The sequence below is a fragment of the Halochromatium sp. NSM3 genome (assembly GCF_059621085.1).
Genome location: NZ_JCAQIA010000003.1, coordinates 43,656 through 62,591, shown reverse-complemented (window position 1 = coordinate 62,591; position 18,936 = coordinate 43,656). Strand labels below are relative to the sequence as shown.

General features: G+C 65.7%; 17 protein-coding genes. All 17 read left to right on the top strand.

Annotated features, from left to right (window positions below):
• Position 1: 1 nt before the first annotated feature.
• On the top strand, positions 2-1,996 hold the full coding sequence (locus AC54T3_RS02315) for an ATP-binding cassette domain-containing protein (RefSeq protein ID WP_496622089.1): 1,995 nt from the start codon (positions 2-4) through the stop codon (positions 1,994-1,996).
• Between the two features lie 82 nt (positions 1,997-2,078).
• Positions 2,079-2,774, top strand: a complete 696-nt coding sequence (urtE, locus tag AC54T3_RS02310; RefSeq protein ID WP_496621981.1) for an urea ABC transporter ATP-binding subunit UrtE — start codon at positions 2,079-2,081, stop codon at positions 2,772-2,774.
• An 83-nt stretch (positions 2,775-2,857) separates the two neighbouring features.
• Positions 2,858-3,691, top strand: coding sequence for an urease accessory protein UreD (locus AC54T3_RS02305; protein WP_496621979.1), 834 nt, complete (start codon positions 2,858-2,860; stop codon positions 3,689-3,691).
• Between the two features lie 120 nt (positions 3,692-3,811).
• Positions 3,812-4,114, top strand: coding sequence for an urease subunit gamma (gene ureA, locus AC54T3_RS02300; protein WP_496621978.1), 303 nt, complete (start codon positions 3,812-3,814; stop codon positions 4,112-4,114).
• A 28-nt stretch (positions 4,115-4,142) separates the two neighbouring features.
• Complete coding sequence (locus AC54T3_RS02295; RefSeq protein WP_496621976.1) at positions 4,143-4,505, top strand: urease subunit beta; 363 nt, start codon at positions 4,143-4,145, stop codon at positions 4,503-4,505.
• Positions 4,502-6,226 carry an urease subunit alpha gene (gene ureC, locus AC54T3_RS02290; protein WP_496621974.1) on the top strand — a complete coding sequence of 575 codons (1,725 nt, stop codon included), beginning with the start codon at positions 4,502-4,504 and terminating at the stop codon, positions 6,224-6,226. The genes AC54T3_RS02295 and ureC overlap by 4 nt, the downstream gene beginning before the upstream one ends.
• A 129-nt stretch (positions 6,227-6,355) precedes the next feature.
• Positions 6,356-6,859, top strand: coding sequence for an urease accessory protein UreE (gene ureE / locus AC54T3_RS02285; RefSeq protein ID WP_496621972.1), 504 nt, complete (start codon positions 6,356-6,358; stop codon positions 6,857-6,859).
• On the top strand, positions 6,816-7,559 hold the full coding sequence (locus AC54T3_RS02280; RefSeq protein WP_496621971.1) for an urease accessory protein UreF: 744 nt from the start codon (positions 6,816-6,818) through the stop codon (positions 7,557-7,559). The genes ureE and AC54T3_RS02280 overlap by 44 nt, the downstream gene beginning before the upstream one ends.
• Positions 7,556-7,960, top strand: a complete 405-nt coding sequence (locus AC54T3_RS02275) for a VanZ family protein (RefSeq protein ID WP_496621969.1) — start codon at positions 7,556-7,558, stop codon at positions 7,958-7,960. Before AC54T3_RS02280 ends, AC54T3_RS02275 begins: the two co-directional genes overlap by 4 nt.
• Positions 7,961-8,020: 60 nt before the next feature.
• Positions 8,021-8,638: an urease accessory protein UreG gene (gene ureG, locus AC54T3_RS02270; protein WP_496621968.1), complete on the top strand. Its 618-nt coding sequence runs from the start codon at positions 8,021-8,023 to the stop codon at positions 8,636-8,638.
• A 505-nt stretch (positions 8,639-9,143) separates the two neighbouring features.
• Entirely contained in the window at positions 9,144-9,968 is an 825-nt protein-coding gene (thiD, locus tag AC54T3_RS02265; RefSeq protein WP_496621966.1) for a bifunctional hydroxymethylpyrimidine kinase/phosphomethylpyrimidine kinase, read from the top strand.
• The gene (locus tag AC54T3_RS02260) at positions 9,968-10,876 is read left to right on the top strand and encodes a DMT family transporter (RefSeq protein WP_496621964.1); all 909 of its coding nucleotides are present in this window, start codon (positions 9,968-9,970) and stop codon (positions 10,874-10,876) included. The genes thiD and AC54T3_RS02260 overlap by 1 nt, the downstream gene beginning before the upstream one ends.
• Positions 10,877-10,939: 63 nt before the next feature.
• Positions 10,940-14,572: a chromosome segregation protein SMC gene (smc, locus tag AC54T3_RS02255; RefSeq protein ID WP_496621963.1), complete on the top strand. Its 3,633-nt coding sequence runs from the start codon at positions 10,940-10,942 to the stop codon at positions 14,570-14,572.
• Between the two features lie 77 nt (positions 14,573-14,649).
• Positions 14,650-15,540, top strand: coding sequence for a cell division protein ZipA C-terminal FtsZ-binding domain-containing protein (locus AC54T3_RS02250; RefSeq protein WP_496621962.1), 891 nt, complete (start codon positions 14,650-14,652; stop codon positions 15,538-15,540).
• Positions 15,537-17,618, top strand: coding sequence for an NAD-dependent DNA ligase LigA (gene ligA, locus AC54T3_RS02245; protein ID WP_496621961.1), 2,082 nt, complete (start codon positions 15,537-15,539; stop codon positions 17,616-17,618). Before AC54T3_RS02250 ends, ligA begins: the two co-directional genes overlap by 4 nt.
• A gap of 115 nt (positions 17,619-17,733) precedes the next feature.
• Positions 17,734-18,018, top strand: a complete 285-nt coding sequence (locus AC54T3_RS02240) for a segregation and condensation protein A (protein ID WP_496622087.1) — start codon at positions 17,734-17,736, stop codon at positions 18,016-18,018.
• 77 nt (positions 18,019-18,095) lie between these two features.
• Positions 18,096-18,893 (top strand): carbonic anhydrase, encoded by a 798-nt coding sequence (locus AC54T3_RS02235; protein ID WP_496621960.1) that lies wholly within the window; start codon positions 18,096-18,098, stop codon positions 18,891-18,893.
• The last annotated feature ends 43 nt before the right edge of the window (positions 18,894-18,936 follow it).

The window sequence follows — 18,936 nt, the reverse complement described above, 5'->3', positions numbered from 1 at the left end:
TATGTCCCTGCTCTCGTTGCGCTCCGTCTCGCTCTCTTATGGCCATCCGCCGCTGCTCGATGGGATCGATCTCGAGATCGATCCGGCCGAGCGCGTCTGTCTCATCGGGCGCAATGGGACTGGCAAGAGTACCTTGCTCAAGCTCATCGATGGCGAGATCCAGCCCGATGCCGGCGCGCTCTGGCGCGCCGATGGACTGCGCGTGGCCCGTCTGGCGCAGGAGGCGCCGCTCGGCGACGCGCATCGGGTCTTGGACGTGGTCGCCGGTGGTCTCGGCGAACTCGGCGCACTGGTCGCCGAGTATCACCATCTCAGCCATGGCTTGGCCAAGGCGGGTGCCTCGGCCTCGGAACGCGATCTGGCGCGGCTGGCGACCGTGCAACAGCGCCTTGAGGCCGGCAACGGCTGGGAGATCGAGCAACGCGCTGAGCGGGTGATCTCGCGGCTGGGCCTGGATGGCGAGGCGATCTACGCGACCCTCTCCGGCGGGCTGCGCCGACGGGTGATGCTGGCGCGCGCGCTGATCAGCGAGCCGGATCTGCTGCTGCTCGACGAGCCGACCAACCATCTGGACATCGAGACCATCGAATGGCTCGAGGAGCTGATGCTCGGCTTCCAGGGCTCGCTGCTGTTCATTACCCATGACCGGCGTTTCCTGCGCAACCTGGCCACCCGTATCCTCGAACTCGATCGTGGCCAGCTCACCGATTGGCCCGGCGACTACGACAACTATCTGCGCCGGCGCGAGGAACGACTGCATGCCGAGGCCAAGGAGCGCGAGCGTTTCGACAAGCGCTTGGCTGAGGAAGAGGTCTGGATTCGCCAAGGCATCAAGGCCCGGCGCACCCGCAACGAGGGGCGGGTGCGGGCCTTGCAGGCGATGCGCGAGGAGCGTCGCGCCCGGCGCGAGGGGCTGGGGCAGGCGCGCCTGAGCGTCGACAGCGGCGAGCGCAGCGGCAAGCTGGTGGTCGAGGCGCAGGGCGTGACCTTCTCCTATCAGCCGGACGCGGGCTCGGCGCCGACCATCCAGGATCTCAGCACCCTGATCCTGCGCGGCGACCGGGTTGGGATCATCGGTCCCAATGGCGCCGGCAAGTCAACGCTGCTCAAGCTGCTGCTTGGCCAGCTACAGCCAGATTCGGGCCAGATTCGGCTCGGCACCAATCTCAAGGTTGCCTATTTCGACCAACTCCGCGCTCAGCTCGATCCGAACCGGAGTGTGCGCGATAATGTCGCTGGCGGTAGCGATCAGGTCGAGGTCGGCGGGCGCAGCCAGCATGTGCTCTCGTATCTCAAGGATTTCCTGTTTGCCCCGGATCGCGCCCAGCAACCCGTCTCGGCGCTCTCGGGCGGTGAGCGTAACCGGCTGCTGTTGGCTAAGCTGTTCACCCAGCCGGCCAACCTGCTGGTGCTCGACGAGCCGACCAACGATCTGGACGCCGAGACCCTGGATCTGCTTGAGGAGCTGTTAAACGCGTTCGACGGCACCCTGCTCTTGGTCAGCCACGACCGCGATCTGCTCGACAACGTGGTCACCTCCAGCCTGGTGCTCGAGGGTGACGGTTGGGTACAGGAGTACGTCGGCGGTTACTCGGATTGGCAGCGACAGCGAGGCGAGGAGGGCAAGGCGTCGACGGCGTCCGGGTCTAAAACGCCGTCACCACAGCAGCGCACCACGGAGCCGAGGCGCAAGGGTCGGGACAGCGAGGCTGTTCAGGCAACAGCGGGGCCTGCGTCCGCTGGCCGAGGCAAGTCGCCGGGAAAACTCAGCTACAAGGATCAACGCGCGCTCGAGCAGTTGCCACGGCGGATCGAGGCGCTCGAGAGCGAGGTCGAACAGCTGCATGCCCGGCTCGGTGACCCCGCGCTCTATCAGGGGCCGGCGGAGAAGGTCACCGAGACCCAGACCCGACTGACCGAGGTCGAGACAGAGCTAGCGGGCTGTTACGAACGCTGGGAAGCGCTCGAGGCCGCCCAGCAGGCGCTCGGACGCTAAAAAAGTGGCGCATAGCTTGCTTTATCGAACCCGGAGTCGACGCAAGACGACTGCGTGATCACCGTTTCACCGAGTCCATCCGATGTTACAGATCGAATCGCTCAACCAATTCTACGGCGAGAGCCACACCCTCTGGGATCTGTCGGTGACCTTTTCAGAGGGCGAATGCACCTGTGTGATGGGCCGAAACGGCGTCGGCAAGACCACGCTGATGGAGTGCATCATGGGACTGTTACCACTTCACACCGGCGCGGTGCGATTCCAGGACCATGACCTCGCGCGCCTGCCGGCCGAGCGCCGCGCTGGACTCGGCATCGGTTATGTGCCGCAGGGACGTCAGATTTTCCCACTGCTGACGGTGGAGGAGAACCTGCGCATCGGTCTGCCGGCCCGCGCCGATCGCCGTCGCCAGATCCCGGACTTCATCTTCGAGCTGTTTCCGGTGCTCGATGAGATGCGTGCTCGTCGTGGTGGCGATCTCTCCGGCGGTCAACAGCAGCAGCTCGCAATCGGTCGCGCCCTAGTGATCGATCCGAAGCTGTTGATCCTGGACGAACCAACCGAGGGCATTCAACCAAATATCGTGCATGAGATCGGCGATATCATCCGGCGCTTGATGGATCAGCTCGGGCTGACGGTGATCCTGGTCGAGCAGAAGCTGCCGTTCGCGCGCCGTGTCGGCGATCGCTTTGCGATCCTCGATCGCGGCCGGCTCAAGGCGGAAGGAGCGATGACCGAACTCGGTGATGATCTCGTGCGCGAGTATCTGACGGTCTGATGCCACTCCCACTCACATGGGATTCGACCGAAGCGGGGCGATCGGGGCAGCCACCCGGGCATCCATTGGTGCAGCGCCCATCGATGCAGCGCCCATCGGGCTGGGGCGCGCGCATTGCTTTGCGGTTCGAGTCGCGCGGTCAACGCACCGTTTTAGCGCGGAAACAGCAGCAAGGTCCGTTGACGGTGCAGCGTGGCTTCTATCCCGAGGGCGCGCCCTGCCATCTGTATCTGCTGCATCCCCCTGGCGGGGTGGTCGGTGGCGATCAGCTGCACATCGAGGCGCGGGTTGCCGCTGGGGCACATGCGCTGCTGACAGCGCCGGGCGCCGCCAAGTTCTACCGCAGCGCCGGGGCCTTGGCGCGGCAACAGCAGTGCTTCGAGGTGGCCGACGGCGGGGTGCTGGAATGGCTGCCGCCGGAGGCGATCCTCTTTCCGGGCGCGCGTCTCGACCTGCAAACACAGGTCGTGCTGAGCGGCGCGGCGCGTTTCATCGGCTGGGAGATCCTCAGTCTCGGGCGGCCGGCGATCGGGGAGCGGTTCGACCAGGGCCGCGCCGCGCTTGGGCTGCGTCTCGAGCGTGATGGACGACCGTTACTGATCGAGCGCCTGCGCCTGGATGCCGAGCCATCCAGGCCAGGCGGCTTGGATGGGCCAAGCGGTCTGCGCGGCCAACCGATCAGTGCCACCCTGATCGCGACCGGCGCCACGCCCGAGGACCTGGAGGCCGCGCGCGCGCTGGTTCCGGCCGAGCCTGGATTCAGGCTCGGCCTGACCTTGCTGGACGACCTTCTAGTCGCGCGCGCGCTCGCCTCTAAGGTGGAGCCGGTCTTGCTCCAGTTTCGTGCCCTCTGGCAGGGCTTGAGGCCGCGCCTGCTCGGTCTGGAGGCATCCGCGCCCCGCATCTGGGCGACCTGAGCGCCGGTCTGATCAAGCGGCCGGATCAAGGAGTCGGTCCCCATTGCTTGTGGCTCTATCAGTGCGCTCTGCTGGCGTATACACTGTTCCATCTCAACCCGACTCGACGAGGCGTCGACCATGGAGCTGAACCCCCGCGAAAAAGATAAGCTGCTGCTGTTCACCGCCGGTCTGCTCGCCGAAAGGCGCAAGGCGAGAGGGCTGAAGCTCAATTACCCGGAGGCGGTGGCCTTCATCAGCTGCGCCATTCTGGAAGGCGCGCGTGATGGCCGCACGGTCGCCGAACTCATGGATGATGGCCGCACGCTGCTGAGCCGCGACGAGGTCATGGAGGGTGTCCCGGAGATGATCCCGGATGTGCAGGTGGAAGCGACCTTCCCCGACGGCACCAAGCTAGTCACCGTCCACGACCCCATCGTTTAGCCCGTCCACCCACCCCGAGGATGGCATCATGATTCCTGGCGAACTCTTCCCGGCCGCTGGCGAGATCGAACTCAATGTCGGCCGTCCGGTGTTATCGGTCGAGGTTGCGAACACGGGCGATCGGCCGATTCAGGTCGGCTCTCATTATCATTTTTTCGAGACCAATCCGGCACTGCAATTCGAGCGCGCACCGACGCGCGGCTGTCGGCTGGACATCCCCGCCGGCACTGCGGTGCGCTTCGAACCCGGTCAGTCGCGCACCGTCGACCTGGTGCCCTATGCCGGCGCGCGCGCGGTCTATGGGTTTCGCGGCGAGGTGATGGGGCGGCTCGAGCCCGAGCCCGAGCCCGAGCCCGATGATGACAGCGCCGAGGAGGAGGGCAAGGCATGAACAAGATCAGCCGGCAGGCCTATGCATCGATGTACGGTCCGACCACGGGCGACAAGCTCCGGCTCGCCGATACCGATCTGATCCTCGAGGTCGAGGAGGATCTGACCCACTATGGCGATGAGGTCAAGTTCGGCGGCGGCAAGGTCATCCGCGACGGCATGGGCCAATGTCAGCGCCAGTCCGACGAGGTCATGGATCTGGTCATCACCAATGCGCTGATTCTGGATTTCTGGGGCGTGGTCAAGGCCGATGTTGGCATCAACAACGGGCGCATCGCCGCGATCGGCAAGGCCGGTAATCCGGACACTCAGCACGGCGTTGATGTGCTCATCGGCCCCGGCACCGAGATCATCGCCGGCGAGGGCCAGATCCTGACCGCCGGCGGTATCGATGCCCATGTCCATCTCATCTGTCCGCAGCAGGCCGAGGAGGCGCTGGCGTCCGGGGTGACCACGCTGCTTGGCGGTGGCACCGGCCCGGCCACCGGCACCAACGCCACCACCTGTACGCCCGGTCCTTGGAACATCCGTCGCATGCTGCAGGCCGCCGAGGGGCTGCCGGTCAACTTCGGCGTCTACGGAAAGGGCAACGGCAGCCAGCCGAATGCGCTCGAGGAGCAGGTGCGTTGCGGGGCCATGGGCCTGAAATTGCACGAGGACTGGGGCACGACCCCGGCCGCGATCGACTGCGCGCTGGGCGTCGCCGAAAAGATGGATGTGCAGGTCGCCATCCACACCGATACGCTCAATGAGTCGGGCTTCGTCGAGGACACCCTCGCTGCGTTCAAGGACCGCTGCATCCATACCTATCATACCGAGGGTGCGGGCGGTGGCCATGCGCCGGACATCATTAAGGCTGCCGGGCAGGCCAATGTGCTGCCGTCGTCGACCAATCCGACCCGGCCCTACACCATCAACACGGTCGATGAGCATCTGGACATGCTGATGGTCTGCCATCATCTGTCGCCGTCGATCCCGGAGGATGTCGCCTTCGCCGAATCGCGCATTCGCCGCGAGACCATTGCCGCCGAGGACATCCTGCACGATCTCGGCGCCTTCTCGATGATCGCCTCCGACTCGCAGGCGATGGGCCGCGTCGGCGAGGTGATCTGTCGCACCTGGCAGACCGCGCACAAGATGAAGCTGCAGCGCGGCCATCTCGCCGCACCGGATTGGGCTGGCGTGGTCGATCGGGGCGACAACGACAATTACCGCGCCAAGCGTTACATCGCCAAATACACGATCAACCCGGCGATCACCCACGGCATCGCCCACGAGGTTGGGTCGATCGAGGTTGGCAAGCTGGCCGACCTAGTGCTCTGGAAGCCGGCCTTCTTCGGCGCCAAGCCGAGCCTGATCCTCAAGGGCGGCATGATCGCGATGGCGCCGATGGGTGATCCGAACGCCTCCATCCCGACCCCGCAGCCGGTCCACTATCGGCCGATGTTCGGTGCCTTCGGCGGCGCGCTCGGCGAGACCTGCATGACCTTCATCTCGCAATGGGCACTACAGGCCGGCGAGCCACAGCGGCTGAATCTGCGGCGGCGCGTCGGCGTGGTGCGCGACGTGCGCCAAGTGCGCAAGGTCGACATGATCCACAACTTCTGGCAGCCGACCATTGAGGTTGATCCTCAGACCTATCAGGTGCGCGCCGACGGCGAGCTGCTGACCTGCGAGCCGGCCGACGTGCTGCCGCTGGCGCAGCGCTATTTCCTGTTTTGAGCGATATTGTCGGAGTTCGCAACATTCCAGTGCATAGCTATCAAGCCGTGACCCGCGCATCCTTCGTGATGTCGTCGTGCATTGACTTGGAACGCTGCGTCAGCGCGATTCACAGTGGGCTGCCACACGATGCTATCGAATGATGAGCGTGATGATCTGGCGCTGCGCCTGACCCAGCGGGTGGCCGAGGCGCCGTCGCCCAGCGCGATGCTGCCGCTCACCTATGAACAGCGCTCGCGCTCGCGGCTGCGTGCGCGTCTCGATGACGGCCGCGAAGTGGGGGTGCTGCTGTCGCGCGGCGGCGAAAGCCTGCGCGACGGCGATCGACTGAGCGACGAGCAGGGTGTCGTCGTGCAGGTCCGGGCCGCAGCCGAGCCGGTCGCGAGCGCGGAATCCGATGATCCCGTGCTGCTCGCACGCGCGGCTTATCACCTCGGCAATCGCCATGTCGCGTTACAAATCGAGCCGGGCCGCCTGCGCTGGCTCCAGGATCATGTGCTTGATGCCATGGTGCGCGGCCTCGGTCTCTCCGTCACCTCGGAGGAGGCCCCATTCGAGCCGGAACCGGGGGCTTACCGTGGTGGGCAGCATGGACATGGCGGCGACGGGCACCGGCATGGCCATGCCCACTGAGGCGCCGCTGCCGCTCTTGCGACTGCTGCAGCTCGTCAGCCCGTCGCTGCCGGTGGGCGCCTTCGCCTACTCGCAAGGCTTGGAATGGGCGGTCGAGGCGGGATGGGTGCGCAATGAGTCAACGCTCGAGGATTGGCTCTCGGATCAGCTTGCGCAAGCGCTGACCTGGGTCGATCTACCGCTGCTGCTGCGCATGATGGACGCCGCCAGTCGCGACTCCGTAGCACGGATGTCGGATTGGATCGATGAACTGCTTGCGCGGCGCGAGACCGCCGAGCTGCGCGCCGAGGAGGCCGGCTGCGGACGTGCACTGGCCGAGCTGCTGCACGCACTCGGGTTGCTGGATCGTGCGATGGCCCAACGGGGCGTAGCGCCGCGAGCCGACTGGCGCGCAATCCTCGCGCGCAGCCAGCTCGCCGGTTTCGCGTTCGCGGCGGCGGCCTGGAAGATCGGGCAGACCGATGCGCTGCTTGGCTATGCGTGGTCCTGGGCCGAGAACTTGACCCTGGCAGGCGTCAAGCTGGTGCCGCTCGGCCAGACTGCGGGGCAACGCATACTGACAGGTCTCGCGGCGCGGATTCCGAACGCGGTCAGCCAAGCCCGGCTGGTCGCCGACAGCGAGATTGGCGCCAGCACGCCGGCGCTGGCCATCGCCAGTAGCCTTCACGAAACCCAGTACACCAGACTCTATCGCTCATGATCGCCGCCCTGTTTCGTTCCATCCCGATCCGGCTGGGGGCGAGTCTTGCGCTGACCGGCGCCATCGCCTTCCTGTCGCTCGTGCCCGGCTACCCGCAAGAGGGCGACGCCAAGCTCGTCGTCGTGATCGGGTCGGTGCCATCGCTGTTGCAGAACGCAATGCATGTCGCGCTCTACGCACTCCTGACCGTGCTCTGGGCGGCCGCGCTGGTGCGCCTTAAGCGGCCGATCCTGTTAGCTGCCATTTTCGCCACCGGCTATGGGGCCCTGTTGGAGTTCGTGCAGCTGTTCGCCCCCGGCCGCTATGCGTCGCTCCTTGATATCGGCTTGAATACTGCCGGCATGCTCATCGGGGTGGCACTCGCCGCCTCGCTAGCGGGTGTTCGGCAACGGCCGGCATAAGGAGCCTGCGGTCCTTCCGAAACAACGTCATCCCTTCAGCATCCTGTGGTTCCACGGCTCATGACGAATGAATCCAGCAACCCTTTGCGCGTCGGTGTCGGCGGCCCGGTCGGCTCTGGCAAGACGGCCTTACTCGATGCACTCTGCAAACGGCTACGCGATCGCGTGCAGATCGCGGTGGTCACCAACGACATCTATACCCGCGAGGACGCCGAGTTCCTGATCCGCAGCGAGGCGCTGGCGCCGGAACGCATCCTAGGGGTCGAGACCGGTGGTTGTCCGCACACCGCGATCCGCGAGGATGCATCGATGAACCTGACTGCGGTCGCCGATCTGCAGCAACGCTTCCCGGACCTCGATCTGATCTTCATCGAGAGCGGCGGTGATAACCTAGCCGCGACCTTCAGTCCGGAGCTTGCCGACTTGACGATCTACGTCATCGATGTCGCCGAAGGCGAGAAGATCCCGCGCAAGGGCGGGCCTGGCATCACCCGTTCGGACCTGCTGGTGATCAACAAGATTGATCTCGCGCCGCATGTCTGTGCCTCGCTGGAGGTGATGGCGAGCGATGCCAAACGCATGCGCGGTGAGCGGCCCTTCGTGATGACCAATCTGCGCGCAGGCGAGGGGCTGGACGCGATCGTCGCCTTCATCATGCGTGAGGGGATGCTTGCCTGATTGGCCGGCGGTGGTTGAATTCGCCGCTCGGTTTCCTCAGGGTCATCGGGGTTGGGAGCTTACAGGTTCCCGACTCAATTCTCGCAACCTTTGGGAACGCTGACTCGACTCCAAGCAGTCGTCTAGTACCTTCCTCTGCATGCGAGAAGTGGAAGTTCGAGATCGCTCACTAACGTAATTTACGGCAAGGCTCATAGTGCGTCTTATTGATGAGGCCCGATGCTATGAAATCATTCGTAATATGCGTTAGTCCGGTTCGGTAAAATGCCCCACCATGGAAGGATTTTGGTCTTTGCTGCGTTCTTGGTTACGTCCTCATCGCGGACTCTCACAAGAGAAGTTTCCTCTGTACTTGGCATTTTTCGAGTTTATCCATAATGCCAAACGAAGAGGGAAAGCCGTGTTAGGTTCTCTGATGACATGCTTGCTGCAACCTGCGCTGTAAGCATAGCTCCTCAAAACACACTATGAGCCAATCGTCCAACAAGCGCACAAACTCCGACCGATGAGTGCAATCAAGCATGTCCTCGCGGTCGCCGGCTCCGACCCCTCCGGCGGCGCCGGTATCCAGGCTGACATCAAGGCGATCTCGGCCAATGGCGCCTATGCGATGGCGGCGATCACGGCGCTGACCGCGCAGAACACCTGTGGGGTTCGTGGGGTGCAATTGGTCGCGCCCGAGTTCGTCACAGCGCAGATCGATGCAGTGTTCGAGGATATCCGTGTCGATGCGGTGAAGATCGGCATGCTCGGCTCGCCCGAGATCACGCAGGCGGTGGCCGAGGCGCTCACGCGCCATCACGCGCAACGCATCGTGCTCGACCCGGTGATGGTCGCCAAGGGCGGCGATCGGCTGCTCTCGGAGGCCGCCATCCGAACCTTGATCGAGCGCTTGCTGCCGTTGGCGACCATCCTCACGCCGAACCTGCCGGAGGCGGCGGCGCTGCTGGACGAGCCGGAGGCGACTGATTCAGCGGCGATGCCGGCACTCGCCGAGCGGTTGCTGGCGCTCGGCCCTTCTGCGGTGCTTCTGAAGGGCGGCCATCTGAGCGGTGCAGCGAGCCCGGATTATCTGGTCACAGCCGAAGGAGGCATTTGGCTAGAAACCGAGCGTCTCCCGACCAAGAACACCCACGGTACCGGTTGCACGCTCTCATCGGCGCTTGCGGCGCAGCTTGCGATGGGCGCTGAACCGATTGTCGCGGCGCGCGCTGCCAAGACCTATGTCGCCGGCGCGATTGCTCATGCTGACAGCCTCGAGGTCGGACAAGGCCAGGGGCCGACGCATCATTTCCATGCCCTCTGGAACGGCCTCCAGCGCACCGGCTGATGGTCAGTGTCGCCAGCCAAGGGGCTCGCCGCGAGGTCGAGCTGGGCATGCTGCTGATGACCATCGCAATGCTGCTGTTTCCGGTCAGCGATGCCTTGGCCAAGTTCCTGACCACGACGCTGGCGCCGGTGCAGATCGCCGCCGCTCGCTTCCTGTTGCAGTCGCTGTTGTTGCTGCCGGTGCTGCTGATCTACAAAGGCGGGCGACTGCCGGCGCCGGGTGTCCGCCATCTGGCGCTTGGGGCGTTGATCGCTCTGGCGGTGATCTGCCTGTTCTCTGGGCTGCATTATCTGCCGCTCGCCAACAATACCGCGCTGTTCTTCATCGAGCCGTTGTTACTGACCTTGATCTCGGCGCTCGCGTTACGCGAGTCGGTGAGCCTGCGGCAGTGGGTAGCGGTGGTGATCGGCTTGGTGGGCGCGCTGATCGTACTGCGTCCGAACTGGGCCGCCTATGGACCGGCGGCGATCTTTCCGGTAGCCGCAGGCGCGTTTTTCGCCGGCTTCCTGGCGCTGACCCGGGTCGTCGGCGGACGCGATGATGCCCTGACGCTGGCGTTCTGGACCGGTGCGGCTGCGGCGCTGGTGCTGGTGCTGATCATGGGGCTTGGCCTGCTCGTCGAGGGGCGGCCGATCATGCCGCCAAGCTTGCCGGTGCTCGGCGTCTGGCCGCTGTTGCTCGGCGTCGGCGCGATCGCGGCGGCGACCAATGTCCTCACGGCCCTGGCCCTAAGGCGCGCTGGCGCTGGCGTGCTGGCGCCCTTTCAGTATCTGGAGATCCTCAGCGCGACACTCTTGGGCTGGCTGATCTTCAGCGAGATCCCGGATCTGCTCACCGGTCTCGGCGCCGCGATCATCGTCGGCTCCGGGCTCTATGTCTTCACCCATCAGGGCCGACGCTCAGATTAGAGCCCAGGTCGGCGTGCCGTCGGCGAGCTTGTGGGCTGCCGAGGGCTCCAGTATCGTTCGCCGATGCGTCTGGAGAAGATCAAGCTCGCCGGTTTCAAGTCCTTCGTCGACCCGACGACCGTTCCCTTTCCGAGCAATCGCGTCGGTGTGGTCGGCCCGAACGGCTGCGGCAAATCGAACGTCATCGATGCGGTGCGTTGGGTCATGGGCGAGAGTTCGGCGAAGATGCTGCGCGGGCAGTCGATGGCCGATGTCATCTTCAATGGCAGCAGCTCGCGCAAGCCGGTTGGATTGGCCCATATCGAGCTGGTCTTCGACAACAGCGATGGTCGCGCCGGCGGCGAATTCGCGCGTTTCGCGCAGATCGCGGTCAAGCGCCAGGTCTCGCGCGATGGCCAGTCGAGCTACTTCCTGAACGGCGCCCGCTGCCGGCGGCGCGATATCCAAGACCTCTTTCTCGGCACCGGCCTCGGGCCGCGCAGCTACGCGATCATCGAGCAGGGCATGATCTCGCGCTTCATCGAGGCCAAGCCCGATGAGCTGCGGCTGTTCATTGAGGAGGCGGCCGGCATCTCTAAGTACAAGGAACGTCGGCGCGAGACCGAGAACCGAATGCGCCACACGCGCGAGAATCTGGAGCGCCTCCAAGATCTGCGCGATGAAGTCAGCAAACAGTTGCAGCATCTGGAGCGGCAAGCCAAGGCCGCCGCCAACTATCGGGCGCTGAAAGAAGACGAACGACGCCTGACCGATGAACGCGATGCCCTGCGCTGGCGCGAGCTGGACCACGCGCTCGCGCACCAGGATCGGGTGATCGGTGAGGCCGAGACACGGCTGGAAGCCGATCAGGCGGCGCTGCGCCGGCTCGAGGCCGAGATCGAATCAGAGCGCGCCGAGCACGCCGAAGCCTCCGAGGCCTTCAACGCGGTGCAGGGGCGCTGGTACGCGGTCGGCTCCGAGATTGCGCGTCTGGAACAAGCCCTGCAATTCGCCACCGAGACCCGTCAGCGCCAGGAGCGCGAGCTGGGCGCGGTGCGGCGCGAGCTGGACGAGGCCAGTGATCAACTGCAGCGCGATCAGCAGCGGCAGGCCGAACTCGATGCCGAACTCGAACGCGATACACCGGTGCTGGAGGAGGGACGCGAGCGTCTCGACGATCTGCGCGAGCAGCTCGCCGAGGCCGAGGATCAGCTCGAAACCTGGCAACAGGCCTGGGATGAGGTCCAACTCGAACTCGCCGGACCTGCGGCCGAGGCCCAGCACGAGCGCTCGACGCTCAATCAGCTCGAACAGCGCTTGGCCCAGGATCGCCAGCGCAGCGCTCGCATTGATGACGAAGACGGGCGTCTCGATACCGCCGAGCTTGAGGAACGCCTCGCCGCGCTCGACGAGCGTTCCGAGGGGCTCGACGAGCGCCTGAGCCTCGCCGCCGATGCCCAGGCGCGAGCGGCTGCCGACTTGCGCGAGGCGGAGAGCGCGCGGCGCGAACTGGCGGGGCGCTTGGATGCGGCGCGCACCGAATTGCAGACCACGCGCGGCCGGCTGGCCTCGCTCGAAGCGCTGCAGGATGCGGCGCTGGAGAATCCGGATACGGCGGTCGCAGCCTGGATCGATCGTTACGATCTCACCCAGGCGCCGCGTCTGTTGGACCTGATCGAGGTCACGCCCGGCTGGGAGTCGGCGGTCGAGGTGGTCTTGAATCGCGCGCTTGCCGCTGTCTGCGTCGATGAACTGGACGCACTGGCCAGCGCGCTCGACAGCGAAGCGCTGATGCTGGTCGAGCACGCTGCCACGCAGGTTGATGGGGATAGCGGCGCTGGCAGGGTTGGTGCCGCGCCGGCCGGTCTGGGGGGGCTCGGCGCCCTAGTGCGTGGACCGGCGGTTCTGACCCAATGGCTGGATCGGGTCGCGGTCGCCGAAAGCCGCGCGCAGGCGCTGGGCAGCCGCTCGCGGCTCGATACCGGCGAGCGCATCGTCACCCGCGATGGTTTCCTGGTCGGCCCGGGCTGGGTGCGCGCGCCGGGCCAACGCCTGAAGGACGGCGCCGATGTCGGCGGCAGCATCGCGCGTGCCGAGGAGATGCGGGCGCTTCAGGCTGCGGCCGAGGAACTCGACGAGGTGATCGCGGAGTTGGCCGAGGAGCAGGAGGTCCTGGCCGCGCGCCGGGGCGAACTTGAGCAGGCGCGCGATGAAGCGCACGCGGATCTTGCCCGTTTGAGTCGGGATCGAGCCGAGCTGGATGCCGAGCAAGGCGCCGCGCGCGCTCGCCTGAGCCATCTGCGCGAGCGCCGCGCGGCGCTAGCCGAGGAGCGCGCCGAGCTGCAGGCACGCCACGCCGAGATCGAGGATGCCATGGCGCAGGGGCGCGAGCGCCTGCATGCGGCCTTAGAGCAGACGGAACAGCTCACCGACCGCCGCGATGCCCTAGCCGCCGAGCGTGAGTCGCGACGCTCGGCGGTGACCGAGCTGCGTGGCGAGGAGACGCACTGGCGCGACCAGGTGCAACGCCTAGAGGTCGCGACCGAACGGTGGCGGGCCTCGCGGGGCGCGTTGCTGGCGAACCTAGAGCGCGCCGGCGAGCGCCTGGCCAGTCTCGAGGCGCGCCGTGACGAACTGGCCGACGCCTTGAACGAGGCCGCCGAGCCCGCCCTCGAGCATCGGGAACGCCTGGACGAGCAGCTTGAACAACGTGTGCAGGTCGAACAAGCGCTGAACCAGAGCCGCACGCGCATGGAGGCGATCGACACGCGCATCCGCGCCGCCGAGCAGCGTCGCCACGGGCTCGAGCAGACGCTGAACAGCGCGCGCCAGGCGCTCGACGCAGCGCGCTTGCAGCGCCAAGAGCTGCTGGTGCGGCGCCAGACCGTCGAGGAACAACTGCGCGCGCGCGAGACCTCGGCGCCAGCGGTGTTGGCGGCGATGGACGCAGACGCGCTGGACCTAGACGCCATGAACCCGACCGCCCCCGCAAATGCTGAGCCCGCCAGTGCCGAACTCGCCGGTACCGAACCTGCCGGCGCCGACCAACTGGCGCGCTGCGAGTCCGAGCTGGAGGCGGTCAAGGCGCGCATCGCGCGCCTCGGCAACATCAACCTGGCCGCGATCGACGAGTTCCAGGAGCAATCCGAGCGCATGCGCTATCTCGAGGAGCAGCATGCCGATATCAGCACCGCGCTGGAGACGCTCGAATCCGCGATCCGCAAGATCGATCGCGAGACCCGCAGCCGCTTCAAGGAGACCTTCGAGCGCATCAACAGCGGGCTGCAGGAGCTGTTCCCACGCGTGTTCGGCGGCGGCCATGCCTCGCTCGAACTCACCGGCGACGATCTGCTCGATACCGGCGTCTCGATCATGGCGCGCCCACCGGGTAAGCGCAACGCCACCATCCACATGCTCTCCGGTGGCGAGAAGGCGCTCACCGCTGTGGCGCTGGTGTTCGCGATCTTCCAGCTCAATCCGGCCCCGTTCTGCATGCTCGACGAGGTCGATGCGCCGCTCGATGACGCCAATGTCGGGCGTTTCTGCGAGCTGGTGCGCTCGATGTCGGATCAGATCCAGTTCATCTTCATCACCCATAATAAGGTGACCATGGAGCTGGCCGATCAACTGCTCGGTATCACCATGCACGAGCCGGGCGTCTCGCGCCTGGTCTCGGTCGACGTCGAACAGGCCGCGCGCATGGTCGCAGCCTCCTGAATGTTGGCTTGACCCAGCGCATAATCGCTACCCATGCACTGATATACTCCAGACAATCCTCCATCGGATGCAGACCAATGGATGCCTCTACACTAAGATTGATTCTGATCGTCCTCGGCGCGCTCTTGCTCGGTGCCCTGTATATCTGGGAGCGGCGGCGCATCGCCAGGGGCGATGATCCGCACGCGCCTCATGCCGAGCGCTCGCTCAGCGCTGGCCGTCGTCGCGAGCCGAACGTCGGCGGGCGCTTCGAGGACGATGCCCAGACATCGGGCGCCGCGTTCGATATCGATGCGGAGCCCAGTGCGCGCCGACGTGGGCGTTTCGATCTGGCGCGCGCCGAGATCGATGACCTCGATGTGGATGACGAGGACGGCGCGGCGCGCGGCGGTTCCAATCGTCGATCGGGCGCGGGCGCGGGCGCGGGCGCGGCTGGGCGGCGGGAACCTGCCGCCCGCGAGCAAGGCGCATCGACTTCCGCGTCACAGCCGGAGGAAACGCTGCTCGTGCAGCTGTTCGTGTTCGCACGCGAGCAGGCCTTCGACGGCTTGGCGATTCAGACCGCAGCCGAGCGCCAGCACCTGGTGCCTGGAGAGATGGACATCTATCACCGGCGCAACCTCGATGGCAGCGGTGAACGCTCGCACTTCAGCCTGGCGAATCTGGTCAAGCCCGGCACCTTTCCGTTCGACGCGATGGAGGACTTCAACTCGCCTGGGCTTGCGTTGTTCACCCAGTTCGAAGGCTTGCCGAGCGACTTGATGGTCTACGACGAACTGGTGCGCACGGCCCGCGCGATCGCCGACGAACTCGGCGGTGAGCTACGGTTGCAGGATCGGCGGCCCTTCGATGACGCGGCCTGGGAGGCCCTGCGCAACGAGCTGCTCGAGCTGATCAACGCGCGCGCCGATGCCCTGGCGCGTGGTGCCGAGCCGAGCGACGCCAATGCGCCATCGTCTCGCTCATGAGCGTGCCGGCGTCCGAGCGGGAGCAGGCCGAGCGCCTGCGGCGCGCGCTGGAGCATCACAATCACCGCTATTACGTCCTTGATGACCCGGAGATCCCGGATGCCGAGTACGACCGCCTGCTGCGCGAGCTGCAGGCATTGGAGGCACGCTACCCGGCGTTGGTGACGCCGGACTCGCCGACGCAGCGGGTGGGGGCCGAACCGCTGGCCAGCTTTGCCGAGGTCGAGCATCGATTGCCGATGCTGTCGCTCTCGAACGCGCTCGATGAACACGAGCTGCGTGAATTCGATCGCCGGGTGCGCGAGGGGCTCGGGACCGATCGGGTGCGCTACTCTGCCGAGCCCAAGCTCGATGGGCTCGCCATCAGCCTGTGCTACGAGGACGGTGTCTTGGTGCAGGCGGCGACGCGCGGGGATGGTCATCGCGGCGAGGAGGTCACCGCGCAGGTGCGAACCATCCAGTCGCTGCCGTTGCGCCTGCGCGACCTGGAGCAGGAAGACCGCTGGCCAGCGCTGTTGGAGGTGCGCGGTGAGGTCTTCCTGACCTATGAGCGGTTTGCGGCCATCAATGCGCGTGCCCAACGCGAGGGCGGCAAGGTCTTCGCCAATCCGCGCAATGCCGCCGCCGGCAGTCTGCGCCAGCTCGATCCGCGCGTGACCGCCGCGCGCGGCCTGAGCATGTTCTGCTATGGCCTGGGCGCGATCGAGGGGGCGCCCTGGTCCGAGAGCCACAACGACAGCCTCGCGCGCATCGCGCGTTGGGGGCTGCCGGTCTCGCCCGAGCAGCGCAGCGTCGAGGGGATCGAGGGGTGCCTCGCCTATCTCACGGCGATAGGCGAGCGCCGGGAACAACTCGCCTACGCAATCGATGGCGTGGTCTACAAGATCGATGCGTTCGCGCAGCAGCGTGTGCTGACCGAAAAAGCCGAGAAACGCCGCAAGGGCGCGGAAAACCGCAATCCGGCCTGGGCGATCGCCTACAAATTCCCGGCCCAGGAAGAACTCACCACCGTCGAGGCGGTCGCGTTCCAGGTCGGACGCACCGGGGCGCTGACGCCGGTCGCACGCTTGGCGCCGGTCTCGATCGCGGGGGCGATGGTCGCGAACGCGACCCTGCACAACATGGATGAGATCCAGCGCAAGGATGTGCGCGTGGGCGATACCGTCTATGTACGCCGCGCCGGTGATGTGATCCCGGAGGTGGTGCGAGTGCTGCCGGAACGCCGGCCGAGCGACACGGCGCCGGTGCAGTTGCCGGCGCACTGTCCTGTCTGCGGCTCGGATGTGCTGCGTGCCGAGGGCGAGGCGGTCGCGCGCTGCACCGGCGGGCTGTTCTGCGCGGCACAGCGCAAGGAGGCGATCAAGCATTTTGCCTCGCGGCGGGCGATGGATATCGAAGGGCTTGGCGACAAGCTGGTCGAGCAGTTGGTCGATCGCGGTCTGGTCACCGACCCGGCCGACCTCTACGGTTTGACGCTGGAGCAGCTGAGTGGGCTCGAGCGCATGGGCGAGAAATCGGCCGCGAATCTGCTCGCCGCGCTCGATCAGAGCCGCCACACGACCCTGGCGCGATTCATCCATGCGCTCGGGATTCGCGAGGTCGGCGAGACGACGGCGCGCGCCCTAGCCGAGCATTTCCGCGATCTCGATGCCTTGATCGAGGCGCCGTGCTCAGCGCTGCTGCCGATCGAAGGCATCGGCCCGGTGGTCGCGGCGCACATCCAGGCTTTCTTCTCGCAGCCGCATAATCTCGAAGTCATCGCCAAGCTGCGCTCGCCGTCGCTTGGTGACATCATCTGGGAGCGGCCCGCAGCGCCCGAGGACGACACGGCGTCGTTAGCCGCGACCAGCCCGCTAGCGGGTAAAACGGTGGTGATCACCGGCACCTTGGATCGCCCGCGGGCCGAGATCAAGGCGCAGCTCGAAGCGCTGGGCGCCAAGGTCACCAGCAGCCTGTCGAAGAAGACTGACGTTCTCATCGCGGGTGTCGATCCTGGCGATACTAAGCTCACGAAAGCCGAGGAATGCGGAGTGGAGATCATCGGCGGCGAGCGGCTCGCCGAACTGCTCGGGGTATGAGGTGCGAGCGGTCAACAGAGGGCGGTGGCTGAATTCGGCGCGATGTGTCCCGATCTTCGCAGGGCGGGCGGTCATGACCGGCTCGATGTCACTTAAACGACGATGGATGATGATGATGTCTGAATTGAGCAAAGAGCAGCAGATCCTGATCGCGATGCGCAAGACGCTCGCCGCCGTGATCAAGGATGTGACACCGCCACCCGGCATGAAACATCCGCTCTCCGAGCGTACGATCGGCGATGTGCGCGCCTGTTTGTCGTTGATCGCGGCGCGCGAAAAGGAGTTGGCGGATAGCGAGGGCCGTGGTGGTGACCGTCCCTACTATGCCGATCAGCCGCAATCGGCGCGGGTCGTGCCGATTGCAGGCATTCGGCGTGCCGATAAACCGGGCGGTGCCTGACTGACGCGCCGAAGCCCGAGGCGGGCTTAAGCCCAGCGCCAAGCCCGACGCCAAGCCCAGCGTTGAAGGAGGTTGAAATGCAGCTCTATCGGTTCAGTCTAGTCCTGGTCACGCTGCTGCTGTCCACGAGCGCCCACGCCTGGCAATCGCAATTGTCCGATATGAAGGCGTCGGCACCCGATTGGTCGTATGCCGGCGAGCGGGGGCCGAGCCACTGGGGCGAGTTGAATGCCTCCTATGAACGTTGCCGTGCTAGGGGCTTGCAGTCACCGGTGCCGATCGAGAGCGCGGCAGCCCTGTTTCAGCCCTGTACGCCGCTTCGGTTTCGTTACCGGAGCACAGCCTTACACTTGGTCAATGACGGTAATGCGCTACGGCTTGGTTATGGTCGTGGCAGTCATCTCGTGATCGACGGCCTCAGCTACGAACTCGTCGAGCTGCGTTTTCACGTTCCCGGCGAGCACGCGATCGATGGGCACGTCCCCGACGGGGAGATCGAGTTTATCCATGGCAATAACCGTGGTGATATCGCCATCGTTTCAGTGCTGATCGAGGCCGGCAATCGGTTCAATCAGACCTTGCGGCGCATCCTCGATCATGCTCCCACGGCTGCCGGAAAGCATGCCCACGGTCGTCACATCGGCGTCAACGCCATGTTGCTGCTTCCGTCCCCGCGCTCGTATTTCCGCTACCAAGGCTCGCTGACACGGCCACCCTGCGAGGAAGGGGTGCACCGCTACGTGCTCGATACGCCGCTCGAGATCGCACCCTCCGATCTGGCTAGGCTGGCCCGGATCATCGGAGCCAACGCCCGCCCACTGCAGCCTCTCGGAGAGCGTCGGGTGGAGCGGTTTTGTTCAACACCAGGCGATTAGCGTAACGCTGATCGAGCAGCGCTACGCTAATTCAATCTCCCGC

Coding starts and splice junctions, on each gene's coding strand:
- AC54T3_RS02315 (WP_496622089.1), top strand. CDS start 2: ATGTCCCTGCTCTCGTTGCGCTCCGTCTCGCTCTCTTATGGCCATCCG.
- urtE (WP_496621981.1), top strand. CDS start 2,079: ATGTTACAGATCGAATCGCTCAACCAATTCTACGGCGAGAGCCACACC.
- AC54T3_RS02305 (WP_496621979.1), top strand. CDS start 2,858: ATGCAGCGCCCATCGGGCTGGGGCGCGCGCATTGCTTTGCGGTTCGAG.
- ureA (WP_496621978.1), top strand. CDS start 3,812: ATGGAGCTGAACCCCCGCGAAAAAGATAAGCTGCTGCTGTTCACCGCC.
- AC54T3_RS02295 (WP_496621976.1), top strand. CDS start 4,143: ATGATTCCTGGCGAACTCTTCCCGGCCGCTGGCGAGATCGAACTCAAT.
- ureC (WP_496621974.1), top strand. CDS start 4,502: ATGAACAAGATCAGCCGGCAGGCCTATGCATCGATGTACGGTCCGACC.
- ureE (WP_496621972.1), top strand. CDS start 6,356: ATGCTATCGAATGATGAGCGTGATGATCTGGCGCTGCGCCTGACCCAG.
- AC54T3_RS02280 (WP_496621971.1), top strand. CDS start 6,816: ATGGACATGGCGGCGACGGGCACCGGCATGGCCATGCCCACTGAGGCG.
- AC54T3_RS02275 (WP_496621969.1), top strand. CDS start 7,556: ATGATCGCCGCCCTGTTTCGTTCCATCCCGATCCGGCTGGGGGCGAGT.
- ureG (WP_496621968.1), top strand. CDS start 8,021: ATGACGAATGAATCCAGCAACCCTTTGCGCGTCGGTGTCGGCGGCCCG.
- thiD (WP_496621966.1), top strand. CDS start 9,144: ATGAGTGCAATCAAGCATGTCCTCGCGGTCGCCGGCTCCGACCCCTCC.
- AC54T3_RS02260 (WP_496621964.1), top strand. CDS start 9,968: ATGGTCAGTGTCGCCAGCCAAGGGGCTCGCCGCGAGGTCGAGCTGGGC.
- smc (WP_496621963.1), top strand. CDS start 10,940: ATGCGTCTGGAGAAGATCAAGCTCGCCGGTTTCAAGTCCTTCGTCGAC.
- AC54T3_RS02250 (WP_496621962.1), top strand. CDS start 14,650: ATGGATGCCTCTACACTAAGATTGATTCTGATCGTCCTCGGCGCGCTC.
- ligA (WP_496621961.1), top strand. CDS start 15,537: ATGAGCGTGCCGGCGTCCGAGCGGGAGCAGGCCGAGCGCCTGCGGCGC.
- AC54T3_RS02240 (WP_496622087.1), top strand. CDS start 17,734: ATGTCTGAATTGAGCAAAGAGCAGCAGATCCTGATCGCGATGCGCAAG.
- AC54T3_RS02235 (WP_496621960.1), top strand. CDS start 18,096: ATGCAGCTCTATCGGTTCAGTCTAGTCCTGGTCACGCTGCTGCTGTCC.